23 protein-coding genes are annotated in these 22,752 nt (G+C 56.4%); 14 read left to right on the top strand and 9 right to left on the bottom strand.

The window, feature by feature from the left end:
* Positions 1-112 precede the first annotated feature (112 nt).
* The 3 genes from IYV58_RS12685 to IYV58_RS12675 all read left to right on the top strand — a co-directional run bounded on the left by IYV58_RS12685 (position 113) and on the right by IYV58_RS12675 (position 4,153).
* Positions 113-1,036, top strand: a complete 924-nt coding sequence (locus IYV58_RS12685; protein ID WP_004120879.1) for a LysR substrate-binding domain-containing protein — start codon at positions 113-115, stop codon at positions 1,034-1,036.
* A 292-nt stretch (positions 1,037-1,328) separates the two neighbouring features.
* Positions 1,329-3,701: a membrane-bound PQQ-dependent dehydrogenase, glucose/quinate/shikimate family gene (locus IYV58_RS12680; protein ID WP_195729653.1), complete on the top strand. Its 2,373-nt coding sequence runs from the start codon at positions 1,329-1,331 to the stop codon at positions 3,699-3,701.
* A 173-nt stretch (positions 3,702-3,874) separates the two neighbouring features.
* Entirely contained in the window at positions 3,875-4,153 is a 279-nt protein-coding gene (locus IYV58_RS12675) for a hypothetical protein (RefSeq protein WP_004120883.1), read from the top strand.
* Between the two features lie 51 nt (positions 4,154-4,204).
* On the opposite strand, the gene IYV58_RS12670 is transcribed toward IYV58_RS12675, so the two are convergent.
* From IYV58_RS12670 to cybB, 3 genes are all read right to left on the bottom strand, one after another.
* On the bottom strand, positions 4,205-5,323 hold the full coding sequence (locus tag IYV58_RS12670) for an S-(hydroxymethyl)glutathione dehydrogenase/class III alcohol dehydrogenase (protein WP_049115543.1): 1,119 nt from the start codon (positions 5,321-5,323) through the stop codon (positions 4,205-4,207).
* Positions 5,324-5,345: 22 nt separating this feature from the next.
* Positions 5,346-5,621: a metal/formaldehyde-sensitive transcriptional repressor gene (locus IYV58_RS12665; protein ID WP_004101746.1), complete on the bottom strand. Its 276-nt coding sequence runs from the start codon at positions 5,619-5,621 to the stop codon at positions 5,346-5,348.
* 169 nt (positions 5,622-5,790) lie between these two features.
* The gene (gene cybB, locus IYV58_RS12660; RefSeq protein WP_004120888.1) at positions 5,791-6,318 is read right to left on the bottom strand and encodes a cytochrome b561; all 528 of its coding nucleotides are present in this window, start codon (positions 6,316-6,318) and stop codon (positions 5,791-5,793) included.
* A gap of 225 nt (positions 6,319-6,543) precedes the next feature.
* Here cybB and IYV58_RS12655 point away from each other — a divergent pair, with 225 nt between their 5' ends.
* Together IYV58_RS12655 and IYV58_RS12650 are read left to right on the top strand one after the other, a co-directional pair.
* On the top strand, positions 6,544-6,786 hold the full coding sequence (locus IYV58_RS12655) for a DinI-like family protein (protein ID WP_004120890.1): 243 nt from the start codon (positions 6,544-6,546) through the stop codon (positions 6,784-6,786).
* Between the two features lie 21 nt (positions 6,787-6,807).
* On the top strand, positions 6,808-6,972 hold the full coding sequence (locus tag IYV58_RS12650) for a hypothetical protein (RefSeq protein WP_004120892.1): 165 nt from the start codon (positions 6,808-6,810) through the stop codon (positions 6,970-6,972).
* Positions 6,973-7,124: 152 nt separating this feature from the next.
* Here IYV58_RS12650 and IYV58_RS12645 read toward each other — a convergent pair whose 3' ends face one another.
* Entirely contained in the window at positions 7,125-7,322 is a 198-nt protein-coding gene (locus tag IYV58_RS12645) for a hypothetical protein (protein ID WP_004120895.1), read from the bottom strand.
* A gap of 279 nt (positions 7,323-7,601) precedes the next feature.
* Here IYV58_RS12645 and ydfZ point away from each other — a divergent pair, with 279 nt between their 5' ends.
* Complete coding sequence (ydfZ, locus tag IYV58_RS12640) at positions 7,602-7,805, top strand: putative selenium delivery protein YdfZ (protein WP_004120898.1); 204 nt, start codon at positions 7,602-7,604, stop codon at positions 7,803-7,805.
* Between the two features lie 66 nt (positions 7,806-7,871).
* On the opposite strand, the gene IYV58_RS12635 is transcribed toward ydfZ, so the two are convergent.
* On the bottom strand, positions 7,872-8,843 hold the full coding sequence (locus IYV58_RS12635) for a GGDEF domain-containing protein (protein WP_004120903.1): 972 nt from the start codon (positions 8,841-8,843) through the stop codon (positions 7,872-7,874).
* 132 nt (positions 8,844-8,975) lie between these two features.
* Positions 8,976-9,899 (bottom strand): LysR family transcriptional regulator, encoded by a 924-nt coding sequence (locus tag IYV58_RS12630; protein WP_162626016.1) that lies wholly within the window; start codon positions 9,897-9,899, stop codon positions 8,976-8,978.
* Between the two features lie 89 nt (positions 9,900-9,988).
* Between IYV58_RS12630 and IYV58_RS12625 the strand changes: the two genes are divergently transcribed.
* Complete coding sequence (locus IYV58_RS12625; RefSeq protein ID WP_004120909.1) at positions 9,989-10,483, top strand: GNAT family N-acetyltransferase; 495 nt, start codon at positions 9,989-9,991, stop codon at positions 10,481-10,483.
* 255 nt (positions 10,484-10,738) lie between these two features.
* The gene (gap, locus tag IYV58_RS12620) at positions 10,739-11,737 is read left to right on the top strand and encodes a type I glyceraldehyde-3-phosphate dehydrogenase (protein ID WP_004120910.1); all 999 of its coding nucleotides are present in this window, start codon (positions 10,739-10,741) and stop codon (positions 11,735-11,737) included.
* Between the two features lie 241 nt (positions 11,738-11,978).
* On the opposite strand, the gene aldA is transcribed toward gap, so the two are convergent.
* Together aldA and IYV58_RS12610 are read right to left on the bottom strand one after the other, a co-directional pair.
* Positions 11,979-13,418: an aldehyde dehydrogenase gene (gene aldA / locus IYV58_RS12615; protein WP_004120913.1), complete on the bottom strand. Its 1,440-nt coding sequence runs from the start codon at positions 13,416-13,418 to the stop codon at positions 11,979-11,981.
* 276 nt (positions 13,419-13,694) lie between these two features.
* Entirely contained in the window at positions 13,695-14,486 is a 792-nt protein-coding gene (locus tag IYV58_RS12610; protein ID WP_049112216.1) for a YdcF family protein, read from the bottom strand.
* Between the two features lie 410 nt (positions 14,487-14,896).
* Between IYV58_RS12610 and IYV58_RS12605 the strand changes: the two genes are divergently transcribed.
* The 6 genes from IYV58_RS12605 (at position 14,897) to IYV58_RS12580 (ending at position 21,588) form a co-directional block, all read left to right on the top strand.
* Positions 14,897-16,171: a Glu/Leu/Phe/Val family dehydrogenase gene (locus IYV58_RS12605; RefSeq protein WP_004120918.1), complete on the top strand. Its 1,275-nt coding sequence runs from the start codon at positions 14,897-14,899 to the stop codon at positions 16,169-16,171.
* A 177-nt stretch (positions 16,172-16,348) separates the two neighbouring features.
* Positions 16,349-16,780, top strand: coding sequence for a MarR family winged helix-turn-helix transcriptional regulator (locus IYV58_RS12600; RefSeq protein ID WP_004120921.1), 432 nt, complete (start codon positions 16,349-16,351; stop codon positions 16,778-16,780).
* On the top strand, positions 16,780-18,432 hold the full coding sequence (locus IYV58_RS12595) for an MFS transporter (protein ID WP_087829463.1): 1,653 nt from the start codon (positions 16,780-16,782) through the stop codon (positions 18,430-18,432). The genes IYV58_RS12600 and IYV58_RS12595 overlap by 1 nt, the downstream gene beginning before the upstream one ends.
* A 19-nt stretch (positions 18,433-18,451) precedes the next feature.
* Complete coding sequence (locus IYV58_RS12590; protein ID WP_049115427.1) at positions 18,452-19,537, top strand: HlyD family secretion protein; 1,086 nt, start codon at positions 18,452-18,454, stop codon at positions 19,535-19,537.
* Complete coding sequence (locus IYV58_RS12585; RefSeq protein ID WP_195729652.1) at positions 19,534-20,913, top strand: efflux transporter outer membrane subunit; 1,380 nt, start codon at positions 19,534-19,536, stop codon at positions 20,911-20,913. The genes IYV58_RS12590 and IYV58_RS12585 overlap by 4 nt, the downstream gene beginning before the upstream one ends.
* 15 nt (positions 20,914-20,928) lie before the next feature.
* Positions 20,929-21,588: an O-methyltransferase gene (locus tag IYV58_RS12580; protein ID WP_049115430.1), complete on the top strand. Its 660-nt coding sequence runs from the start codon at positions 20,929-20,931 to the stop codon at positions 21,586-21,588.
* Between the two features lie 144 nt (positions 21,589-21,732).
* On the opposite strand, the gene IYV58_RS12575 is transcribed toward IYV58_RS12580, so the two are convergent.
* Positions 21,733-22,578 (bottom strand): hypothetical protein, encoded by an 846-nt coding sequence (locus tag IYV58_RS12575; protein ID WP_004120931.1) that lies wholly within the window; start codon positions 22,576-22,578, stop codon positions 21,733-21,735.
* Positions 22,579-22,752 lie beyond the last annotated feature (174 nt).

Genomic DNA, 22,752 nt, shown 5'->3' with positions numbered 1-22,752 from the left:
AAAATCAACTTGTAAAATAATAATATAAAATGTTAATAATATTTTGCTATGAAGTTAACAATTTTAAACGCCCTTACTTGTCATCGGTACACCTCTGTTTTTAACATTGATTATGCAAAAAAATGGTCTTTTCAGTCAGCGCATTCGCTTGCGCCATCTACATACCTTCGTGGCCGTCGCTCAACAGGGAACTCTTGGGCGCGCGGCTGAAACCCTTAATCTGAGCCAACCGGCCTTATCCAAAACGCTGAACGAACTGGAGCAGCTCACCGGCACGCGGCTGTTTGAGCGGGGGCGCCTGGGCGCGCAGCTTACGCTGGTCGGCGAACAGTTTCTCACCCATGCGGTCAAAGTGCTCGACGCGCTCAATACCGCTGGTCAGGCGCTAAATCGTAAAGAAGGCCTCAACAGCGATATCGTACGTATCGGAGCGCTCCCCACCGCCGCGCTGGGGATCCTGCCCTCGGTGATCGGCCAGTTCCATCAGCAGCAAAAAGATATCACCCTTCAGGTCGCCACCATGAATAACACCATGCTGCTGGCGGGGCTAAAATCGGGAGAAATCGATATCGGCATCGGGCGAATGTCCGATCCGGAATTAATGAGCGGATTGAACTATGAACTGCTGTTTCTCGAATCCCTGAAGCTGGTGGTTCGTCCGGGACACCCTCTGCTGCAGGAAACCGTCACGCTGAGTCGGGTCATGGAGTGGCCGGTGGTGGTTTCGCCTAAAGGCACGCTGCCGCGACAGAACGCCGAAACCCTGCTGCAAAGCCAGGGCTGCAAAATTCCCACTGGCTGCATCGAGACGCTGTCGGCTTCACTGTCTCGCCAGCTCACCGTCGACTACGACTACGTATGGTTTGTCCCCTCCGGCGCGGTTAAAGACGACCTGCGTCGTGGGCTGCTGGCCGCGCTGCCGGTGCCCACCCAGGGCGCGGGTGAACCAATAGGGATCCTCACCCGAGTGGACGCCACGCTCACTGCGGGTACGCAAACCCTGCTCAGCGCCATTCGCAAATCCATGCCCGTCTGATCGCGTTCTCCCCGGCTTCGCGCGTCGGGGAGAGATAATCCGCCCGTTTTCCCTGCTGCTGCCCGGAACTATTCACCACAATATTCAATTAGTGCGAAATCATTCATTAACAATTGCGTAAATTTCTTTAACAGATCTATCATATCCGCGATTTCACCAAATGGTTCACATGAAATCAATAACAGTAAAAATTACGCTTTTATGAAGGTTATCATTACTTCATTCAAAAGAGTTCACTTGAAGAATTGATCTATCTGGTTCACACCTGTTCAGGGGTGGTGAAGGAGAAAAAATGGCAACTGACAACGCGCCGCGAGGGTTCCCCCGGATCCTACAGTGGCTTCTCGCCGGGCTGATGCTGATCATCGGCCTGGCTATCGGTATTCTTGGTGCGAAGCTCGCCTCCGTCGGCGGGACGTTCTATTTTGCGCTGATGGGCCTGGTGATGGTTATCGCCGCGGTGCTCATTTTCCGCAGCCGCCGCGGCGGTATCATGCTGTACGCCGTTGCGTTTGTCGCATCGATCGTCTGGGCGATTAGCGACGCGGGCTGGACCTACTGGCCGCTATTCTCCCGCCTGTTCGCCCTCGGCGTACTGGCCTTCCTTTGCGCGCTGGTCTGGCCGTTTCTTTCCCGCCAGCCGGCGAAAAAAGGGCCGGCATTTGGCCTGGCGGCGGTGCTCGCCGTGGTGCTGCTGGTCAGTTTCGCCTGGATGTTCAAATCCCAGCCGCTGGTCAGCGCCAGCGAGGCGGTGCCGGTTAAACCGGTCGCCGCAGGCGAGCAGCAGAAAAACTGGGCGCATTGGGGCAACACCACCCACGGCGACCGTTTTGCCGCCCTCGACCAGATTAACAAACAGAACGTCGACCAGCTGCAGGTCGCCTGGATCGCCCATACCGGCGATATTCCGCAGAGCAATGGCTCCGGCGCGGAAGACCAGAACACGCCGCTGCAGATTGGCGATACGCTTTACGTCTGTACGCCCTACAGCAAAGTGCTGGCGCTGGATGTCGATAGCGGCAAAGAGAAGTGGCGCTACGATTCAAAAGCCACCGCCCCCAACTGGCAGCGCTGCCGTGGTTTAGGCTATTACGAAGATAGCCAGGTTCAGGTTTCCCCTGCCGCCGACGCGCAGCCGGCCGCCTGCTCCCGTCGCCTGTTCTTGCCTACTACCGATGCCCGCCTGATCGCTATTGATGCCGACAACGGCAAACTGTGCGACGCCTTTGGCGACCACGGTATCGTTGATCTGAGCATTGGCATGGGCGAGATCAAAGCGGGTTACTACCAGCAAACCTCCACGCCGCTGGTGGCGGGTAATGTCGTGGTCGTTGGCGGTCGTGTGGCGGATAACTTCTCCACCGGCGAGCCTCCGGGCGTCGTTCGTGCCTATGACGTCCACACCGGGAAACTGGCGTGGGCATGGGATCCGGGCAACCCGGCGCTGACCGGAGAACCGCCGACAGGCCAGACCTATACGCGCGGCACGCCGAACGTCTGGTCCGCCATGTCCTACGACGCGAAGCTGAATCTGATTTATCTGCCGACCGGTAACGCGACGCCGGACTTCTTTGGCGGCGAACGTACCGCGCTTGACGATAAATACAGTTCATCCATCGTGGCCGTTGACGCCACGACCGGCCAGGTCCGCTGGCATTATCAAACCACCCATCACGATCTGTGGGACTTCGACCTGCCTTCCCAGCCGCTGCTGTACGATCTGCCTGACGGTAAAGGCGGCACCACGCCGGTGCTGGTGCAAACCAGTAAGCAGGGCATGATCTTTATGCTTAACCGCGCCACCGGTGAACCGGTCGCTAAAGTCGAAGAACGTCCGGTTCCGGCCGGCAACGTTAAAGGCGAGCGCTACTCGCCTACCCAGCCTTACTCCGTCGGTATGCCGATGATTGGCAACGAGACGCTCACCGAGTCGGATATGTGGGGCGCGACGCCTGTCGACCTGCTGCTGTGCCGTATCCAGTTTAAAGAGATGCGCCACCAGGGCGTCTTCACCCCGCCGGGCGAGGACCGTTCGCTGCAGTATCCCGGCTCGCTGGGCGGGATGAACTGGGGCAGTGTATCGGTTGATCCGAATAACAGTCTGATATTCGTCAACGATATGCGCCTTGGCCTCGCCAACTATATGGTGCCGCGCGCCAAAGTGGCGAAGGACGCCAGCGGTATCGAAATGGGGATCGTGCCGATGGAAGGCACGCCGTTCGGCGCCATGCGCGAGCGTTTCCTGTCGCCGCTGGGTATTCCATGCCAGAAACCACCGTTCGGCACCATGTCAGCGGTTGATTTGAAAACCGGCAAACTGGTGTGGCAGGTTCCGGTAGGCACCGTTGAGGACACCGGCCCGCTGGGGATCCGCATGCATATGCCAATCCCCATCGGCATGCCGACGCTGGGTGCGTCGTTATCCACCCAGTCCGGTCTGCTGTTCTTTGCGGGCACTCAGGACTTCTACCTGCGCGCGTTTGATACCGCCAACGGGAAAGAGATCTGGAAATCGCGTCTGCCGGTCGGCAGCCAGTCCGGCCCGATGACCTACGTATCGCCGAAAACCGGTAAACAGTACATCATCATCAACGCGGGCGGCGCTCGCCAGTCGCCGGATCGCGGCGATTACATCATCGCCTACGCGCTCCCGGAGCAGAAGTAACCCTCAGGGCCCCCAATCGGGGCCCTTTTTGCTGGCAAAGTACCTAGTCTGGGTTTTGCCCGGTGGCGCGATAGCAAAATCGTCTGCGCATCTCCCCCCAGCAAGCCATTCTTATTCCGTCATGTTATTATTGCGAATGGTTATCAATAATAAATACTGAACAAGGATAATGGATGAAGCGTTCAACCTGCCGCCTGCTCGCAGGCGCCATCATGTCGATAGCGGCCGCCTCGGCTCAGGCGTTAAAAGCCCCGGAAGTGGACCTGCGCGATCCGACGATTTGGCAAGAGAAAGCGGTGTCTCCGCTCACCGCTCACCCACAGCCCTGCGAGGTGTTCAGCGGCCCGCACTGCGCGGTCTGGGAAGATGAGAAATCGGATATTCAACGTGAACGGGAGCGCCGGGAACAGCGGCGCTGGCAGAATGGTTATGAAAACCTGCGGCGGGAATAATCCCGCTAAAACGATAACCCGGGCACGCCCGGGTTATTTATTATCTGAAAATCAATTCTCGCCGAAATGAATAACGGTACGAATGGATTTACCTTCGTGCATCAGGTCAAAGGCTTCGTTGATGCGATCCAGCGGCATGCGGTGGGTAATAAACGGATCGAGACGAATTTTCCCCGCCATCGCCTCTTCAACCATTCCCGGCAGCTGCGTGCGCCCTTTCACGCCGCCGAACGCGGAGCCGCGCCAGACGCGCCCGGTCACCAGCTGGAATGGACGGGTTTTAATCTCCTGACCCGCGCCAGCGACGCCGATAATCACGCTTTCGCCCCAGCCTTTGTGGCAGCACTCCAGCGCCGCGCGCATCACGTTGACGTTACCGATACACTCGAAGCTAAAGTCGACCCCGCCGTCGGTGAGTTCAACAATCACATCCTGAACCGGCTTATCGTAATCATGCGGGTTGATAAAGTCGGTCGCGCCCATCTCTTTCGCGAGGGTGAATTTTTCCGGGTTGGTATCCACCGCCAGAATGCGCCCGGCTTTCGCCTGTACCGCGCCCTGGATCACCGCCAGGCCGATCCCGCCGAGGCCGAAGACGGCGACGGTATCGCCCTCTTTTACTTTCGCCGTATTGTGCACCGCGCCGATACCGGTCGTGACGCCGCAGCCCAGCAGACATACTTTATCCAGCGGCGCCTGCGGATTCACTTTTGCCAGCGAAATTTCGGCCACCACGGTGTATTCGCTGAAGGTGCTGGTGCCCATATAGTGATAAATCGGTTCGCCGTTGTAGGAGAAACGCGTGGTGCCGTCCGGCATCAGGCCCTTACCCTGGGTGGCGCGGACCGCCTGGCAGAGGTTGGTTTTGCCTGATTTACAGAACTTACATTCGCGGCATTCGGCGGTATACAAAGGAATAACGTGGTCGCCCGGCTGCAGACTGGTCACGCCTTCCCCGACTTCGACGACAATCCCGCCGCCTTCATGGCCCAGCACCGCCGGGAAAACGCCTTCCGGATCGTCGCCTGAGAGGGTAAAGGCATCGGTGTGGCATACGCCGGTATGGGTGATCTTGACCAGCACTTCGCCTTTTTTCGGCGGCGCGACGTCAATCTCAACGATTGAAAGCGGCTGACCCGGGCCAAACGCGACGGCTGCACGTGATTTCATATCTCTCTTCCTCGTGGTGATTTTATTTTAAATAGGATCGTAGCAGATGCCCGACTTCCGCCATTCTGGCGGCGCGCTGATCGGGCGTCGTTTCGCCGCTGACCAGTTCGTCCTGTAGGTGAATTTCCACCATCTCCCCCATCAGTCCGTTAGCGGCGCCGCGTATTGAGGCGATTTGTTGCAGAATAGTCATACAGGGTTCGCCGGATTCAAGCGCCCGCTCAAGCGCTTCAACCTGGCCACGAATGCGCCGCACCCGGCTGAGGGCACGCTTTTTATCTTCAGGTGAATGTGGCATGGTTTCGCCCTCCATATCATATAGGGGGGTATACTATATTTATTATTGCCTTGAGGCAAATGGCTTCGCCGCTTTAACCGTAGCATAGCGGCGAGAATTTGCGCTTAGCTGAAGTTGAGGATCCCGAAGAAAGAGACAAAAAAACCCGCCGAAGCGGGTTTATCGAGGTTTAACGCCTGCGCGGCATCATCCGCAGCAGCGTGTTATCTTTCCACAAATAGTGGTGCATCAGCGCCGCCAGCGCGTGCAGGCCGATAATAAAGTAGCCGGTATTGGCCAGCACCTCATGCCACTCTTTCAGGGTATCCACCAGCTCAAAGTTGCTTTCCGCCGCGTGCGGCATGGTCAGGCCAAAAGCAAACCAGGGGTTGCCGCGGTAGTACATCATGACCATGCCGATGGCCGGCAGCGCGATAAACAGCAGATAGATAACCAGATGCCCAAGATGCGCGAAGCCGGTCATCATCGGTGACGGTTTAGGCACAATCGGCGGCGCCGGAGATTTGAGGCGCACCAACAGACGCACCACCATCAGAACAAAAATAGAAATCCCGCAGGAGACGTGGATCATATTAAAAACGGGCCGCTCGCTGCGGGGGAAAAAGCCCCGCAGCTCCATCGCCGCGTAAGCGCCAATCACTAAAAAAAAGACCAGCCAGTGGATACCTATTTGTAGACCAGTGTATTTATCGCGCATGAGAAACCCTTAATAAAACGGTGATATCGCCAACATAAACACCTTTTATTAAAAATTCATTAACTTTTACGTACTTATAAAAAAACAATTGCCGGTTTCGCGCAGATAAAGCAAAAGCAGCGGGTTACCTGCGGCGCAGTAGTACGAGGAACGTATACCGCAACCTTGACGCTGTATATAATCACAGTACAATACGGTTTGCTATTACCATCAATGGGATAAAAAATGTTCGTAGAGCTGATTTATGACAAGAGAAATTTCGAAGGATTAGCCGGCGCTAAAGAGATCATTCTGACGGAATTGACGAAGCGAGTGCATCGCATTTTTCCCGATGCCGACGTTCGCGTTAAACCGATGATGACGCTGGCCTCCATCAATACCGACGCCAGCAAGCACGAGAAAGAACAGATCAGCCGCGCCGTGCAGGAAATGTTCGAAGAAGCCGACATGTGGATGCAGGAAGATTAACGGGCGATATTCGAGGACAAAATGAATACCTTCACCATTATAGCCATCCCCTTCTTCGCCGCAGCGATCGTCATGCTGACATTGGGGACAACCAGGAAAAGTCGTGCCTGCGCTATCGTGGGCGGCGTTTTGCTGGCCGCGACCGTGGTCAACGCGGTGACGGGCATGGCGCTACAGGGCGGGTAACAGAATGAGTTTTGTTTGGTACATGGCGCTGATATGCGTTGCGATCGCCTATCTCATGATGCGCTTTCTCCCTGTTTAACCCCGGGTTTTCGCATACCCGGGCTTCATTTCGCATACCCGGGCTTCATATAGCGTTCTTTTTACCGGCGGGATCATAACCCCTTACGCACCAGCGTCGCCGCCTGTTTAAAAATCTCGTCCTCGACGCCGTCCCCCTTCTGTCTTCCCAATCTCACCAGTTCTTCGACAATACTTTCCCGGTTAATAGGCTTCTGCCCAGAAACCAGGCCAATCACCGCCGCGCCGATGGCAAGACCAATCAGCCCCGTTTGTTCGTCTTTGTTCTTCATCGTTCCGCTCCGTTATGCCCGAAAAAAGTTTAGCAGCCGCACTCGCGACTGCAACCCGAGCATCCGCAGGCTTTGGCGCCAGCTAAAGCGACTTCAGAGGCCATACGGATGCAGGATCAGGCAAAGCCAGCCTCAGGCGCGTTAGCCTGCTGCGGGACGCTAAAAAGTGTGAAGTTGATCAAAAACAACAAAATGACGGTCTGAGAGGCGTATTTGTATTACCGCCGCGCCGGGACAGCCCGGAGCGTGACGACACGATGATGAAAAGGAGAAATAACCATGATCACATACGATCGTAACCGCAATCCTATTACCAACGGCAGCCAGGTGATGATTAATGGGACGGGCAAAACCGGTAAAATTATCGCTATCCATTCAACGGATTTAACCCCAGCCCAGCTGCGTCGAACTAAGACCGTTGAAGTTGAAGGGGCTGAAGGGAAGTTTGAACCGGTTGAACTGATCCGCCTTGGCCTCCACTAAGGAGGCGACAGCCGCTGCGGCATCGCCCAAACGCCGGCTATCGGCTGGCGATGCCCGGCAGTTTTACTACCGACGTTCCGCGCCATGGCTGCTCTTCGCCTGATACATGCGTCGGTCCGCCACCGCAACAATCTCATTGAGGCTATGATGCGCATCGGGATCGTATTCAACGCAGCCCCATGAGAACGCCAGCTGCCACGGATTGCCCGCCTGCTGATTGTACTCCGCGACGTTCTTGCTAAGCTGCTCCATCGCCTGGCCAGCGGCGTGCTGCGAGGTATTGGCAAGCAGGATGATAAATTCGTCGCCACCCTGCCTGGCAATTAAATCCGACTCTCTGAAGGTGGCCTTCATCAAATCAGCAATCGCCCTCAGGGCTTTATCTCCCTGTTCATGACCCCAGGTATCGTTAATCAGTTTAAAGCGATCGAGATCGATAAAGATGAGGCTCGCTGGTTCATTCCGCCGTCTGGCGGTCAGCAACGCGTACTCCGCTAACGACATAAAGCCCCGGCGGTTGAATAGCCCCGTCAGCTCGTCAGCGGTCGCCGCATCCAGCACCTTGAATTCATCTTCAACGATGGCGGCCAGGTCGCTTAAGATTTGTATTTCATGAACGGAGAAAGCGCGCGGCTTGTGATCCATCAGACAGAACGCGCCGACCGTCGCGCCGTCAGGCAGCTGCACCGGGTATCCGGCATAAAAGCGGATAAAAGGCGCTTCGGTGACCAGCGGGTTATCGTGAAAGCGCAGGTCCTGCTGCAGGTCGTTGACGATTAAAGGATCGGTTTGCAGGATAGTATGCGCGCAGAATGTGATATCCCTCGGCAGGGTATCCACATCAAGTCCGGCGCAGGATTTTACGTGCAGGGTGTTTTCCCCCACGAGGCTAATCGAAGCCACCGGCAGATCGTAGAGCGTACGTGCAAGCCTGGTCAGGCGATCGAAACGCTCTTCTTTTCCGCTGTTTAATAATCCGGATGTCCGCAGCGATTGCAGACGGCGCAGTTCATCTGGATGAAGTCCGGCTAATTTCAATTTTTCTCTCTTACGTTATCAGGATAAATGACGCAGCGCTTACCAATGAAACGCGCATCAGGCTGTTAACAAACGATTCACATGTGTTATCTGATGAGTTAAGCATATATCGCTGGCTCGTCAAACGAGACATCAGGCGCGTTCTGCAGCAGCCCACTCCCTCAGCTTCGCTTTCAGCCACTGGCTCGCGCCGCGCTGCCCGCTCCGCTTATGTGAATAGATTTTCACTTCGAATGGCGGAACCTCAAACGGTAATTCAAAAACCTTCAGCTTCGCCGCGCCGAGCATTTTTTCCGCTGCGGAGCGCGGTATCGCCATAAGCAGTTCACTTTGCGCAATAATGAAGGGCGCGCTCAGCATAGAGGGTGTTTTGATGGTGATATGCCGCGCAAACCCCATTTTCGCGAGCTGTACGTCGAGAACCCCCTGGCTTTCATTCCACGGGGTGACCACCAGATGCTGGGCTGCCAGGTAATCCGCCAGCGTTAGCCGGGACCGGCTGGCGTGGCTTATTGCAACATAATCATCTTTTAGCCAGCAGATCTCATCCAGCTCCGGATGCTCTGCTTCATGCAGGGCGCTAAATCCCAGCGCTAAATCCACCTCGCCGGCCAGCAGTTCCGTCAGCGCCGGGCTGTGCGGCAGATAGCGCAGCTCGAAACGCAGGCCTGGCGCCTGTTGCTGCAGCCTGGGCATCAGCGTCGGGAAAACGCACTGCGCGGTAAAATCCGTGATCGCTATCTGTAAGCAGTCGGTACTGGCCGAGGCGACAAACTTCGGCTGCGGGGTCAACTCCTGATCTAAAAACTTTAACGCCGAGGCAATAGAAGGCGCGAGCTGGGTGGCGAACACGCTGGGGCACATACGATGCCCTTCGCGATAGAAAAGCGGGTCATTGAGCGCGGCGCGCAGCCTGGACAGCGCGTGGCTTAACGCCGAGGTGCTCATCGCCAGCTCTTCCGCCGCCAGGCGTACCGAACGATAACGGTAGACCGCCTCGAATACCGGGAGCAGATTCAAATCAAGACGACGCAGGGCTGGATGCATAATATTCATCATTGCGTGATTTCATTGCACTTAATTCTTCTAACCTTAACGTTTATGCTTTGCGGTATCAAACTTACGATGGCACAACAGGTACTCCAATGAATATGACCATTCGTCAGGCCAGCCCTGCGGACGCAAAAGCAATTTATGACATGATTTACGAGCTGGCGGTGTATGAAAAGGCGCCGGAACAGGTGGTCACCACGGTTGAAGAAATCCAGGCATCGCTTTTCGCCAGCGACAGTAAAACGGAAGCGCTAATCTGCGAGATTGACAGTAAGATCGCCGGCTACGCGGTGTTCTTTACCAGCTATTCCACCTGGCTCGGCCGCAACGGCATCTATATGGAAGATCTCTACGTCACTCCCGAGTTTCGCGGCCGCGGTGCAGGAAAAGCGCTGCTGAAAACCATCGCTCAGTTGGCGGTAAAAAGAGAGTGCGGTCGCCTGGAGTGGAGCGTGCTCGACTGGAACCAGCCGGCCATTGATTTTTATCTGAGCATTGGTGCCGTTGCGCAAAGTGAGTGGGTTCGCTATCGCCTTGACGGCGCCGCGCTTGCCGCTTTTGCTGAACTGGGCGGGAACGCCAAATAATCGGCCACCAGGTGGGCCCTTCCTGGGCCCACCTTTTCAATCCCTTGCCAATATGCCCGTGGCGTATAAAGCTGAAACAAAAAATTATTAACCGTTAACACCCCGCCCGCAACCCACCGAATTTATTCACTTTTCCGTTCGCGTTTTTATCAGCATTTAACGGCGCCGCAAAAATCGTTGGTTGCCCTATTCCGGCAGCTGAACTAAGCCTGGAGAAGTTTTTACCTGACAGTTCAACTGACCTGGAGATTCTTCATGAGTAAACTCGGGATTAATGGATTTGGGCGTATTGGACGTTTAGTGCTGCGCCGGTTACTGGAGGTTAACAGCCCTTTAGAGGTCGTGGCGATTAACGACCTGACATCACCTAAAGTGCTGGCCTACCTGTTAAAGCATGATTCAAACTACGGGCCTTTCCCATGGAGCGTAGATTTTACTGAAGATGCGCTGATCGTTGATGGCAAAAAAATTACCGTTTTTGCGGAAAAAGAGGCTCAGCATATTCCGTGGAAAGCGGTAGGCGCCGAGCTGATTGTCGAGTGTACGGGTTTTTATACCTCCGCGGAAAAAGCGCAGGCGCATCTGACCGCCGGCGCGAAAAAAGTACTGATCTCCGCGCCCGCTGGCGATATGAAAACCATTGTCTATAACGTTAACGACGACACGCTGGACGCCAACGATACAATTATTTCCGTGGCCTCCTGCACCACCAACTGCCTGGCGCCGATGGCGAAAGTGCTCCATGACGCATTTGGCATTAAAGTGGGGACCATGACCACTATTCACGCCTATACCGGTACGCAATCGCTGGTTGACGGCCCGCGCGGCAAAGATCTACGCGCTTCCCGAGCGGCGGCGGAAAATATCATTCCGCATACTACCGGGGCGGCGAAAGCCATTGGGCTGGTTATTCCAGCGCTGAGCGGCAAGCTGAAGGGCCACGCCCAGCGCGTACCGACCAAAACAGGGTCGGTGACTGAGCTGGTGTCAGTGCTGGAGAAAAAGGTCTCCGCCGAAGAAGTCAATCAGGCGATGAAAAATGCGGCGGCGAACAATGAATCATTCGGTTATACCGAAGAAGAGATCGTTTCATCGGACGTCATCGGCAGCCATTTCGGTTCAATTTACGATGCCACGCAGCTGGAGATTGCTGAGGTTGGCGATCTGCAACTGGTGAAAACCGTGGCCTGGTACGATAACGAGTATGGCTTCGTTACCCAGCTTATCCGGGTGCTGGATAAATTCGCGAAGTAAGTCGCAGACGGTTCGGCACACGTAGCCCGGACAGATGCGCAGCATCGCCTCCGGGAAATGATGCCATCCTGCGCTCTGTTCCCCGGGCGGCGCAGAGCGCCTGCCCGGGCTACGGGTACGTGCGCCTGCGTTTGGGTAGTTTAGGTAGCCCGGGTAAGGCGTCAGCCGCGACCCGGGGGCGATCTGCGGGCTGGACAGCCCGGAAAGATGCGCAGTATCGCCACCGGGAGACGCTGCCGACTCAGGCCTGCAGATAGACCACCTGGGTTTGCAGATACTCATTCAGACCGTGACGTCCGTCGGCGCCGCCAATGCCCGATTTACGCCATCCGGCATGGAAACCCTGCATCGCTTCGAAGTTTTCGCGGTTAATATAGGTTTCGCCAAATTTTAGCCCCTTGATCGCCTTCATTGCGACGTTCAGGTCGCGGGTATAGATCGACGACGTCAGCCCATAATCGCTATCGTTGGCCATCGCCAGCGCCTCTTCAAGGGTATCAAACGCCACCACCGGCAGCACCGGACCGAATGTCTCTTCATGCACGATATCCATCTCCTGGCGCACATCCAGCAGCAGCGTTGGCGGATAAAAATAGCCCCTCCCCGTCACCGCTTTACCGCCAAGGGCGACGCGCGCGCCCTGGGCAACCGCTTTTGCCACCTTCTGCTCAACGCGCTCCAGCGCGGCGGCGTTAATCAACGGCCCCATCGCGATATCGTCGCGTGCCGCCGGATCGCCAAACTGTACCGCCTTCAGCGCTTCGCCAAGGCGATTAACAAAGCGATCGTAAATGCCCTTTTGCACGTATACGCGCTCGACGCAGTTGCACACCTGCCCGCTATTGATAACCCGAGAATCCACCACCGCCTTAACCGCCAGCTCAAGATCCGCATCATCCATCACGATAGCAGGTGCTTTCCCGCCCAGCTCCAGACACACTTTAGTGATGTTTTTCGCCGCCGCGGCCATAATCTTCTCGCCTGCAGCGACGCTGCCGGTCATGCTGACCATCGCTACTTTCGGATTGCCCGCCAGCTCCTGGCCTACGGTTTCGCCGCGGCCCAGCACCAGGTTAAAGACCCCTTTCGGTAGACCAATATCATGGACGATTTGCGCAAAAACGATGGCGTTATTCGGCGTAAATTCACTCGGTTTAATGACGATGGTATTACCGGTAATCAGCGCCGGCGCCAGCTTGCGGGCAATCAGGAAGAACGGAAAATTCCACGGCAGGATACCGGTCGTCACGCCCAGCGCGCGCTTGAATACCAGAATGTTCTCCCCCGGGCGGTCGCTCTGCACAATTTCACCTTCATAACGGCGCGCCCACTCGGCCATATAATCAAGATAATCGGCGGTAAAAGAGACCTCCACCGCCGCCAGCTGCTGGATTTTTCCGCCCTCGGCGACGATAAGCGCGGCGATCTCTTCCGCACGTTGGCGGATACCGGCAGCGATTTTGCGTAACCATCCCGCGCGCTCAATCGCCGGCAGGGCTTCCCAGCCAGGCTGCGCGCGCTCGGCGGCGAGAATCGCTCGCCTTGCATCTTCCGCGCTGCCGTCGGGGATCCGCGAAAGCAGCGCTTCCGTCGCCGGGTTGATCACATCAATCCACGCATCACCGCGGCCGGGTTCAAACTGGCCGTCAATATACATAGGGTGTTGAACGGGTGCTGTCATGGTCTGCTCCTAAGGATTATTGTTTTTAACAGGTGAACTAGATGTTAAAAACTATCGTCCATAAGGCAAAGAGACAGCATGAGGGCTTGTTTTTGTGAGATATTTCATAAAAACAGATGAAGCTAACGCGCAAAAAATCACAATTCAATAACACGATCTGCCCGTTTGCGATACCGCCAACGCAAACGGGCAAATTTCCCGACGCCGGCGACCATGCCAGGCGTCTAAAGGAGGAAGAAACGCGAACCAACAGCGATGAAAAGCGCTTATGGCTACCTAAGCCAGCTGCCGCGCGCTTAGCGCATCGGAGAGCAGACGGTCGTCGCGCAGCGTCTGCCACGCCTGAGCAATGTGCGGCGGAATATCCACATGGGCGATAAAATCCTTGCCTAACGGGCCGTAGCCCTGCGGGTTATCCGCCAGCCGCGGCGGTTCGCCGAGGATCAGCGCCAGATAGCGCCCCACCGGCCACAGACCCGTATCTTCCCCACCAAACGTGACACCGTCACGCCTGTTACGCAATACCGGCGCGCACCCCGGCGTGCTGTACCACGTCGGCGCTCGCGGATCGTCTTGCCAGACGCGGGCAAACGTCGCCATCGTTCTGCGCTGCATGGTCGGATCCTGAATCACCACCCCTGTACGATGGGCAATGCCCCTCTCCTCAAGCATTTCCCGGGTAAAGCGCGCGTTCTCTCCGCAGTTGGTGGAGCGATCCTCCACCACGATGTGTTGGCGCGGAATGGCCCAGAACTGATGGGCGATGTCGGCCAGGATATGCGCTTCGGCGCGATCCCTTACCGCGATGGCGCGGTAGCGCGGGTCGTTTAACACCGACTGGTATAAAAACGAAGTGGAGTGACCGATACCGCCGCTGATCAGCAGCGGAACCGCGTGCTGCGCCGCCAGCCGGCAGGCGAAATCGATGGTCGGGATCACTGCGTTGCCAGCCAGCACCACCACCTCTATTTGCGGATCAACGGGCAAATCATCCTGCGCCAGCCAGGCTCCCAGCTGGTTCGCCGCGGCCAGTACCGATTCGGGTAGCGATGGAAAATGTTCTGACATGTTTTCTCCTGTTAACACTCTCAGCCGTAGATTAGCGGCCACCATCTTAGACGCTGGCGCGAACTTTGGGTAATAAAGCGCGAATAGCGCACCCACGCCTCTTAAGCAACAAAGTCAACACATCTGAATAGCGTTTTATTCACTTTTTGAAGAGGGTCAAGAATCTAATAAATAGGGAGAAAGGGTCACAACTACGGCTTTAATGCACAAAAATGCATATTCATCCATGAAGAGCGTTATTTTACGTTTTTTTATTCACAAAAAGCTGAATCCCAGCCGCAACGACAGCATATTCTGCATTTTTGCCAAATACCGTCCCATTAAATTGGTGATAACATTCTCGTTACAGAGTTTATAGCTGTACCTTTCCACGGTTAACAAAATAATTATCACTGCGAAACAGGACTCTTATGGAAAAGTTATCTTACGCTTCTGAAAGTAGTACATCTCCATGGACCACCTACCTGCGCCAAATCGATCGCGTCGCGCCCTACCTCGGCGATCTCGCTTTCTGGATTGAAACCCTGCGCCATCCGAAACGCGCGCTAATCGTTGATATCCCTGTGCAAATGGACGACGGTACTATCCGCCACTTCGAAGGTTACCGCGTTCAGCACAACCTCTCGCGCGGACCGGGTAAAGGCGGCGTGCGCTACCATCCTGATGTTGATCTCAATGAAGTTATGGCGCTTTCAGCCTGGATGACCATCAAGTGTGCGGCAGTTAATATTCCCTACGGCGGCGCCAAAGGCGGCATCCGCGTCGACCCGTTCTCATTGTCGGAAGGTGAACTGGAGCGTTTGACCCGTCGCTATACCAGCGAGATCGGCATTATTATCGGGCCGCAAAAAGACATTCCGGCGCCGGACGTCGGCACCAACGGCAAAGTGATGGCCTGGATGATGGATACCTACTCCATGAACCACGGCACCACCATCACCGGCGTGGTCACCGGCAAGCCTATTCACCTGGGCGGTTCGCTGGGCCGTGAAAAAGCCACCGGCCGCGGCGTATTCGTCACCGGTCGCGAAGTAGCTCGCCGCAGCGGTATCGAAATCGAGGGCGCAAAAGTCGCGCTACAGGGTTTTGGTAACGTAGGTAGCGAAGCGGCCCGCTTGTTCGCAGGCGTCGGCGCACGGATTGTGGTGATTCAGGACCACACCGCCACCCTATATAACGAGGGCGGTATTGATATGGCCGCGCTGACCGCATGGCAGGCCGAGAACAAGCAAATCGCCGGTTTCCCTGGCGCCCGCGAAATTGCCAAAGAAGCGTTCTGGACGACGCCGATGGATATTCTGATCCCGGCGGCGCTGGAAGGCCAGATTACGCGCGAGCGCGCCGAAACCCTCAGCTGCAAACTGGTGCTCGAAGGCGCTAACGGCCCGACCTACCCGGAAGCGGATGATGTGCTAGCCGAGCGCGGCATCGTGGTGGTGCCGGACGTTATCTGTAACGCCGGCGGCGTCACCGTGAGCTACTTCGAATGGGTGCAGGATATGGCCAGCTTCTTCTGGAGCGAAGAAGAGATCAACGCCAAAATGGATCGTATCATGACCGATGCGATCGTTCACGTTTACGAAAAAGCGGTGGAAAAAGCGTGCTCTTTACGCACCGCCGCCTATATCGTGGCCTGTGAGCGGATCCTGATGGCGCGTAAAGATCGCGGTATTTATCCGGGATAATCCCTCTTCTCAGCCCGGTTAATGCCGGGCTTGAGACCAGCCCCCTCCTTTGCCCTTCGCAAGTCTTATTCCACATTAAACGCACATACCGTTAACCTGTTTTTACCAAACGGGCTTGAATTCTCGTTCTGGTCAGGCAAAAATCATTAGAGCTCTAACGATATTGCAGACTGGTCTATGGATAACCGACAGCTTAACTTTTCCCATCTTTTATATCTGACCGCCCACCACTGGCGCCTGGCGGTCAACCGCCGACTCAAGGACCTTGGCATGAGCCAGGCCAGCTGGGTCGCCGTTTCCGCCATCGCGCGCAACGAAAAGCCGCTATCGCAAAGCGAGCTGGCCCAGGAGCTGGGCGTCGAAAGCGCAACCCTCGTACCGCTGCTCAACCGGCTGGTCGATCTCGGTCTGGTCGAGCGGGTGAAAACCGAGCGCGATAAACGCAAACGGCTGCTGATTGCCACCGCCAAAGGCCTTGAAGTGTACCAGCAGGTGAAAACGGTGGCCGATGATTTGCGGGAGGAGATCCTTACCGCCATTACCCCCGAAGAGCAGCAGCAGACGCAGCAGGTACTGGAGAAGCTGCTGCGCGAGGTCGAGAAAAAATAATGCCTCGCCGACACGCCAATCCCTATATTCCTCACGACTGGGCCCCGCACGAAAAACCAGCGATCCTCGGCTCGCCGTCGACCCCGATCCACAGTACGCCAAAACGCATTGCCTACGGGATCGTCGGGCTGCTGGTATGCCTGACCGGCGCGTTGGGCAATGCGGTGGTGACCGCCAATCTACAGCTGTTGCAGGGTACTTTTGCCGCCTGGTCGACGGAGATTGCCTGGCTCCCGGCAGTCTACGTAATGACCAACGTGTCCATTAACCTGCTGCTGGTGAAGTTCCGCCAGCAGTTCGGCCTGCGCGCTTTTACCGAAGGTTTTCTCGTACTCTACGTGCTGGTGACCTTCTTCCACCTGTTCGTCAACGACCTGAGTTCCGCGCTGATGGTCCGCGCCGCCCACGGCATGGTGGCCGCGGCGCTAAGCTCGCTGGGGATTTATTATCAGGTGCAGGCCTGGCCCGCCCGCCATCGGCTCAAAGCGCTGACCATCGGCATCACCGGTTCATCGCTGGCGATCCCGCTGGCGCGCCTGTTCTCCACCGAGCTGCTGCAAATCGACGAGTGGCGCGGGCTGTACTTCTTTGAACTGGGGCTGGCGCTGGTGTCGCTGGCCTGTGTGATCGCCCTCAAGCTGCCGCCAAGCGATCGGAAAAAGGTATTTGAGAAAAAAGATTTCATCACCTTCTTTCTGCTGGCGCCAGGGATGGCGCTGGTCACTGCGGTGCTGTCGCTGGGGCGGCTGGACTGGTGGTTCGAAGCGTCGTGGATCGGCTGGGCGCTGGCGGGCGCTGTGGTGCTGATTGTCTCCGCGATTGCTTTTGAGCATAACCGCAGCAACCCGCTGCTCAATATCAAATGGCTCTCCAGCGGCAGTATTCTGCGTCTCGGGCTGATTATGCTGCTGATCCGTATCGTGCTGGCGGAGCAGAATACCGGCGTCATCGGCTGGCTGCAGTACGTCGGCCTGCAGAACGAACAGATGACCAACCTGGCGTGGTCGATTTTCGCCGGGATCCTCTGCGGTATTGTCGCCAGCTGTCTGACGCTCAACCCGCAGCGCCTCTACTGGCCCACCGCCACCGCGCTGGCGTTAATTATGGTTGGATCGCTGCTCGACAGCCAGTCGACGATCCTGACCCGCCCGGAGCAGCTGATGTTCAGTCAGTTTCTGCTGGGTTTCGGCAGCGCTTTCTTCCTCGCCCCGGCGATGCTGGCGGGGATTGGCGGGGTCATTGCCGACCAGCGCAACCTGGTGAGCTTCTCGGTACTGTTCGGCATGAGTCAGAATATCGGCGGCCTGCTGGGCTCCGCCATTCTCGGTACTTTCCAGACCTGGCGGGAGAAGTTTCACTCCAGCCAGCTCGCCGACCAGCTCACCACGCTCAATCCGCTGATTACCGAGCGTATACAGCAGTATAGCCAGATGTATCAAAGCCAGATTGGCGACAGCACCCTGCTCAATGTTCAGGCCACCATGCTGTTGCAAAACGCCGCCACGCTGCAGGCCAATATTCTCGCTTACAATGATACCTATCTGCTGACGGCGGCGATTTCAGCCGCCACGCTGGTATGGGTTTTCTGGCGCTTAATAAGATTACGTATTACCGCCCGTATCGCGCTGAAACGCGCAACGGGAAGTAAATAAAATTCACTCTGGAGTCATTATGAGTCAGCAGGATGCGGCCAAACAGCAGGCCAACACCCGAAATAATATTCGCATCGTTTCGATTTTCACCGCCGCCGCCATTGGCATCGTTGGCGTACTGGTTATTCTCTACGCCTGGCAGCTGCCGCCGTTTACCCGTGAAAGCCAGTTTACCGATAACGCCTACGTTCGCGGGCAAACCACGTTTATCAGCCCGCAGGTCAACGGTTATATCACCGAGGTTAAGGTTCAGGATTTTAATCAGGTGAAAGCCGGCGACGTGCTGTTCCAGATTGACGAGCGCATCTATAAGCAGCGCGTCCATCAGGCGCAAGCAACGCTGGCGATGAAAGAGGCGGCGCTGAAGAACAATCAGCAACAGCGCAGAAGCGCCGAGGCGGTCATCGCACGTAACGAAGCGGCGCTGCAGAACGCCCGCGCGCAGAATCTGAAAACCCAGGCCGATTTAAAACGCGTTCAGGAGCTGACCGCTGACGGCTCGCTATCGATTCGCGAACGCGATTCCGCCCGCGCCAGCGCGGCGCAAGGTACCGCGGATATCGAGCAGGCCAAAGCAACGCTGGAGATGTCACGCCAGGACCTGCAATCCACCATCGTTAACCGCGATTCGCTGCTCGCCGACGTCGCCAGCGCAAAAGCAGCGCTGGAGCTGGCGCAGATCGACCTGCAAAACACCCGGATTATCGCGCCGACTGACGGTCAGCTCGGGCAAATCTCGGTTCGCCTTGGCGCCTACGTGACCGCTGGGACGCATCTCACCTCGCTGGTGCCGCCGCAGCACTGGCTGATCGCGAATCTCAAAGAGACCCAGCTGGCGCAGGTGCGCGTCGGGCAACCGGTGACCTTTACCGTTGATGCGCTGAACAGCGAGAAATTCACCGGCACGGTGCAGAGCATCTCTCCGGCGACCGGTGTCGAGTTCAGCGCCATTTCCCCGGATAACGCCACCGGTAACTTCGTGAAAATCGCCCAGCGCATTCCGGTACGCATCGCCGTTGATGAGGGGCAGAAGAACGGCCAGCGTCTGCGGCCGGGGATGTCGGTGCAGGTCACCATTGATACCCGCGCGGAGAAACAGCAATGATTCGTCCGCTCGCTCTCGCCGTTATCCTTGTGCTGGTCGGTTGCCAGTCCGCGGACGTTCAGCAGGCCGCGCCCGGTTTACAGATCCCTGCCGCCTGGCGGGCGGATGTCGGTCCGTCCAGCCCCGTTGAGGGCGTGTGGTGGCGCAATTTTCATGACAGCACGCTCAACCAGTATGTCGACCAGGCGTTGCGCTATAACAGCGACGTGCTGCTCGCTCGCGAACGGGTCAACGAGTACCAGGCCCGGGCCTACGCCGCCGATAGCAGCCTGTTTCCCTCGCTCGACGCCGGGTTGACCGGCACCCGCGCGCGGTCCCAGTCGGCGGCTACCGGGCTGCCCGTTCACAGTACGGTGTATAAAGGCGCGCTGACCGCCAGCTACGATGTTGATCTCTGGGGCGCAAACCGCAGCGCCGCCAGCGCGGCGCAAGCCAGCCTGGAAGCGCAAAAAGCTGCGGCCGCCGCGGCGAACCTGACCGTCGCCTCTTCGGTGGCGGTCGGTTACATCACCCTACTATCGTTGGATGAACAGCTGCGGGTGACGCAACAAACGCTAAAATCACGCGAAGACGCTTTCAACCTGGCGAAACGCCAGTTTGAAACCGGCTATACCTCGCGCCTGGAGCTGATGCAGGCGGACTCCGAACTGCGCTCCACGCGCGCGCAAATCCCGCCGCTGCGCCATCAAATCGCCCAGCAGGAAAATGCGCTCAGCCTTTTGCTCGGCGCCAATCCGGGCGCCGTTAAGCGCAACGCGTTCGCGCAGCTTTCGCCGCTATCGCTACCTTCCCAGCTGCCGTCAACCCTGCTCAACCGCCGACCGGATATCGTTCAGGCCCAGCGTCAACTGGTGGCCGCCGACGCCACCCTGGCGTCATCGCAGGCGCAGCTGCTGCCGTCCATCAACCTTACCGCCACCGGCAGCCTGCAGGATCGCACCCTGCCCGACCTGCTGGATAATCCGCTACGCTTATGGAGCCTCGGCGGCAGCATTCTGGCGCCGTTGCTCAACCGCCAGGCGCTGAATGCTGAGGTCGACGTATCGATGGCCCAGCGCAATCAGGCGCTGTATAGCTATGAAAAAACGGTGCGCGCCGCGTTTAAAGAGGTGAACGACAGCCTCGATGCCATTAATCGCTACGGCGATCAGTTGGCGGAGCTACTTGAACAGGAGAACGTTGCTAAGGAGACGCTACGTATCGCCCAGAACCGCTATCGCAACGGCTACTCATCCTATCTGGATGTACTCGACGCCCAGCGCACGCTGTTTTCCACCCAGCTCAGCGTGGTACAGGTGAAAAACAACCTGCTGCTGGCGCAAGTTGATTTGTACCGGTCGCTGGGAGGCGGCTGGTCTGATTCATCAGGGATGTAATACGGGAAATCTGACATGCAACAACAGTGGTCGGCAGTAGATAATTATCTCGTGACAGCGTTAATCCCCACCGATCCGCTCCTCAGCCAGGTTCTGGCGAATAATCAGCACGCCGGGCTTCCGGCGATCGACGTCGCCGCCAATCAGGGGCAGTTCCTGGCCCTGCTGGTGCGCATGACGGGCGCCAAACGCATCCTCGAGATCGGCACGCTCGGCGGCTACAGCACGATCTGGATGGCCAGGGAGTTGCCCGTCGATGGTGAATTGCTCACCCTGGAGGCCGACGCGCATCATGCCGCCGTCGCGCGCGAGAACCTCCGTCTGGCAGGCGTGAACGATCGCGTTGCGGTACTGGAAGGCCCGGCGCTGACCAGCCTGGAAAAGCTGGGCGATCGCCCGCCGTTCGATCTCATTTTTATCGACGCGGATAAACCCAATAATCCTGGCTATCTGCGCTGGGCGTTGCGCTATTCTCGCCCGGGGACAGTGATTGTGGGCGATAACGTGGTGCGCGACGGCGAAGTGACGAACCCGGATAGCGAGGACGACCGGGTGCAGGGCGTCAGAGCGTTTATCGACATGATGGGCAGCGACCCGCGGCTGACGGTCACGGCCCTGCAAACGGTGGGCAGCAAAGGCTGGGACGGGTTCACCCTCGCGTGGGTGAACGAATAATGAGTCTGAAAATCCGGATTGCGGCGCGAAGCTACAATCCGGATCATGTTAGCTATGGTGATGGGTTAATTCTGATAATGGATTACATATCAGATTGCACATGTCTTTTGCATCAGTGAGTAACATCCTTGTTTACAGAGCAAATCATTGAGAATGATTCGGCTGATATTCAATCTGATAATTTACCTCTATTTCCCTGTCGGCCCCCGCGCGAGCTGTATCAGCTTCCCACCTGTTCTCCTGCGTGCAGTTTCCGACAACATCCCACCTTACGCATTTTTCCTCGAAACGGGAGCGATTTTCAGCCGTCAGTCCCAGAAGCAGGCTCGACAGCCAGCGCCCTTGTCCGTCCCAGCGCAGGAGTCGGGAACGTGACTCTTCGGTAACATGTGCTAAACGCCCATTGATATCGTGGTAATAGTCGACGATGATTGCCGCCGGAGAACCCGTGGGCTTTATCACTTCACGAATCAGGCGATTTTGATCGTCATAAAGATATTCCCAGGTCGTGGTTTCCAGCAGTTTGTCATCCATTTTATATTGGCCTTCTGCGCGGACAATTCGGCCCAATTCGTCGGTATAGTAATGTCGGCTATCGATGCTGGTCTTATTCGGATAAAAGCCGTCGATTCTCATCTCCGTCAGCCAGCCCTTTTGTTTATCACGGATGACAGTCGTTGTGCTTCGCATTGTCTTATTATTACCAATATCACGCTCTTCCGTTTCAGCGCGACTTTCCAGTTGCCCGCAGTGAGAAAGTGACATCGTGCCGGATGATTCATAACGATAAAGTTTTCCTTTACCGGAAAAGTGCACGCTAAGAGACTTCTCGCCCGGCATCATGGGCGGCATTTTTGTCAGAATCATATAGTTTGAACTATTGATAAATAACTGTTTTTCTGCACAAGTCGTCGTGGTCTTTTCATTAGCAAAGGCCGAAGAGCACGCTGCGGTTAAAATTGAAATCATCGTGACGATTTTTATATTCATATAATATTTACATCCCTTTAAATAATTAGTTTTAGCAATACTTTATTTCATCCGAATTTATATGTTTTATACTACAGCATTAGCCGTTCTGGCTGTCGTTAAGATCAATAATATTAAGACGAACGCATAATGGATATTTAATAATTTGGCATGACGTTTCCATTCCCTGAAAGA

It is taken from the genome of Klebsiella sp. BDA134-6, assembly GCF_015601345.1.
In the GTDB taxonomy this organism is placed as follows: domain Bacteria; phylum Pseudomonadota; class Gammaproteobacteria; order Enterobacterales; family Enterobacteriaceae; genus Klebsiella; species Klebsiella grimontii.
Note: the sequence above shows the minus strand (reverse complement) of the source record. Positions and strands in the feature narration are given on the sequence as shown.

What these genes read in the sequence shown, in the direction of transcription:
- IYV58_RS12685 (WP_004120879.1), top strand. Translation starts at nt 113, where the DNA reads ATGCAAAAAAATGGTCTTTTCAGTCAGCGCATTCGCTTGCGCCATCTA.
- IYV58_RS12680 (WP_195729653.1), top strand. Translation starts at nt 1,329, where the DNA reads ATGGCAACTGACAACGCGCCGCGAGGGTTCCCCCGGATCCTACAGTGG.
- IYV58_RS12675 (WP_004120883.1), top strand. Translation starts at nt 3,875, where the DNA reads ATGAAGCGTTCAACCTGCCGCCTGCTCGCAGGCGCCATCATGTCGATA.
- IYV58_RS12670 (WP_049115543.1), bottom strand. Translation starts at nt 5,323, where the DNA reads ATGAAATCACGTGCAGCCGTCGCGTTTGGCCCGGGTCAGCCGCTTTCA.
- IYV58_RS12665 (WP_004101746.1), bottom strand. Translation starts at nt 5,621, where the DNA reads ATGCCACATTCACCTGAAGATAAAAAGCGTGCCCTCAGCCGGGTGCGG.
- cybB (WP_004120888.1), bottom strand. Translation starts at nt 6,318, where the DNA reads ATGCGCGATAAATACACTGGTCTACAAATAGGTATCCACTGGCTGGTC.
- IYV58_RS12655 (WP_004120890.1), top strand. Translation starts at nt 6,544, where the DNA reads ATGTTCGTAGAGCTGATTTATGACAAGAGAAATTTCGAAGGATTAGCC.
- IYV58_RS12650 (WP_004120892.1), top strand. Translation starts at nt 6,808, where the DNA reads ATGAATACCTTCACCATTATAGCCATCCCCTTCTTCGCCGCAGCGATC.
- IYV58_RS12645 (WP_004120895.1), bottom strand. Translation starts at nt 7,322, where the DNA reads ATGAAGAACAAAGACGAACAAACGGGGCTGATTGGTCTTGCCATCGGC.
- ydfZ (WP_004120898.1), top strand. Translation starts at nt 7,602, where the DNA reads ATGATCACATACGATCGTAACCGCAATCCTATTACCAACGGCAGCCAG.
- IYV58_RS12630 (WP_162626016.1), bottom strand. Translation starts at nt 9,899, where the DNA reads ATGAATATTATGCATCCAGCCCTGCGTCGTCTTGATTTGAATCTGCTC.
- IYV58_RS12625 (WP_004120909.1), top strand. Translation starts at nt 9,989, where the DNA reads ATGAATATGACCATTCGTCAGGCCAGCCCTGCGGACGCAAAAGCAATT.
- gap (WP_004120910.1), top strand. Translation starts at nt 10,739, where the DNA reads ATGAGTAAACTCGGGATTAATGGATTTGGGCGTATTGGACGTTTAGTG.
- aldA (WP_004120913.1), bottom strand. Translation starts at nt 13,418, where the DNA reads ATGACAGCACCCGTTCAACACCCTATGTATATTGACGGCCAGTTTGAA.
- IYV58_RS12610 (WP_049112216.1), bottom strand. Translation starts at nt 14,486, where the DNA reads ATGTCAGAACATTTTCCATCGCTACCCGAATCGGTACTGGCCGCGGCG.
- IYV58_RS12605 (WP_004120918.1), top strand. Translation starts at nt 14,897, where the DNA reads ATGGAAAAGTTATCTTACGCTTCTGAAAGTAGTACATCTCCATGGACC.
- IYV58_RS12600 (WP_004120921.1), top strand. Translation starts at nt 16,349, where the DNA reads ATGGATAACCGACAGCTTAACTTTTCCCATCTTTTATATCTGACCGCC.
- IYV58_RS12595 (WP_087829463.1), top strand. Translation starts at nt 16,780, where the DNA reads ATGCCTCGCCGACACGCCAATCCCTATATTCCTCACGACTGGGCCCCG.
- IYV58_RS12590 (WP_049115427.1), top strand. Translation starts at nt 18,452, where the DNA reads ATGAGTCAGCAGGATGCGGCCAAACAGCAGGCCAACACCCGAAATAAT.
- IYV58_RS12585 (WP_195729652.1), top strand. Translation starts at nt 19,534, where the DNA reads ATGATTCGTCCGCTCGCTCTCGCCGTTATCCTTGTGCTGGTCGGTTGC.
- IYV58_RS12580 (WP_049115430.1), top strand. Translation starts at nt 20,929, where the DNA reads ATGCAACAACAGTGGTCGGCAGTAGATAATTATCTCGTGACAGCGTTA.
- IYV58_RS12575 (WP_004120931.1), bottom strand. Translation starts at nt 22,578, where the DNA reads ATGAATATAAAAATCGTCACGATGATTTCAATTTTAACCGCAGCGTGC.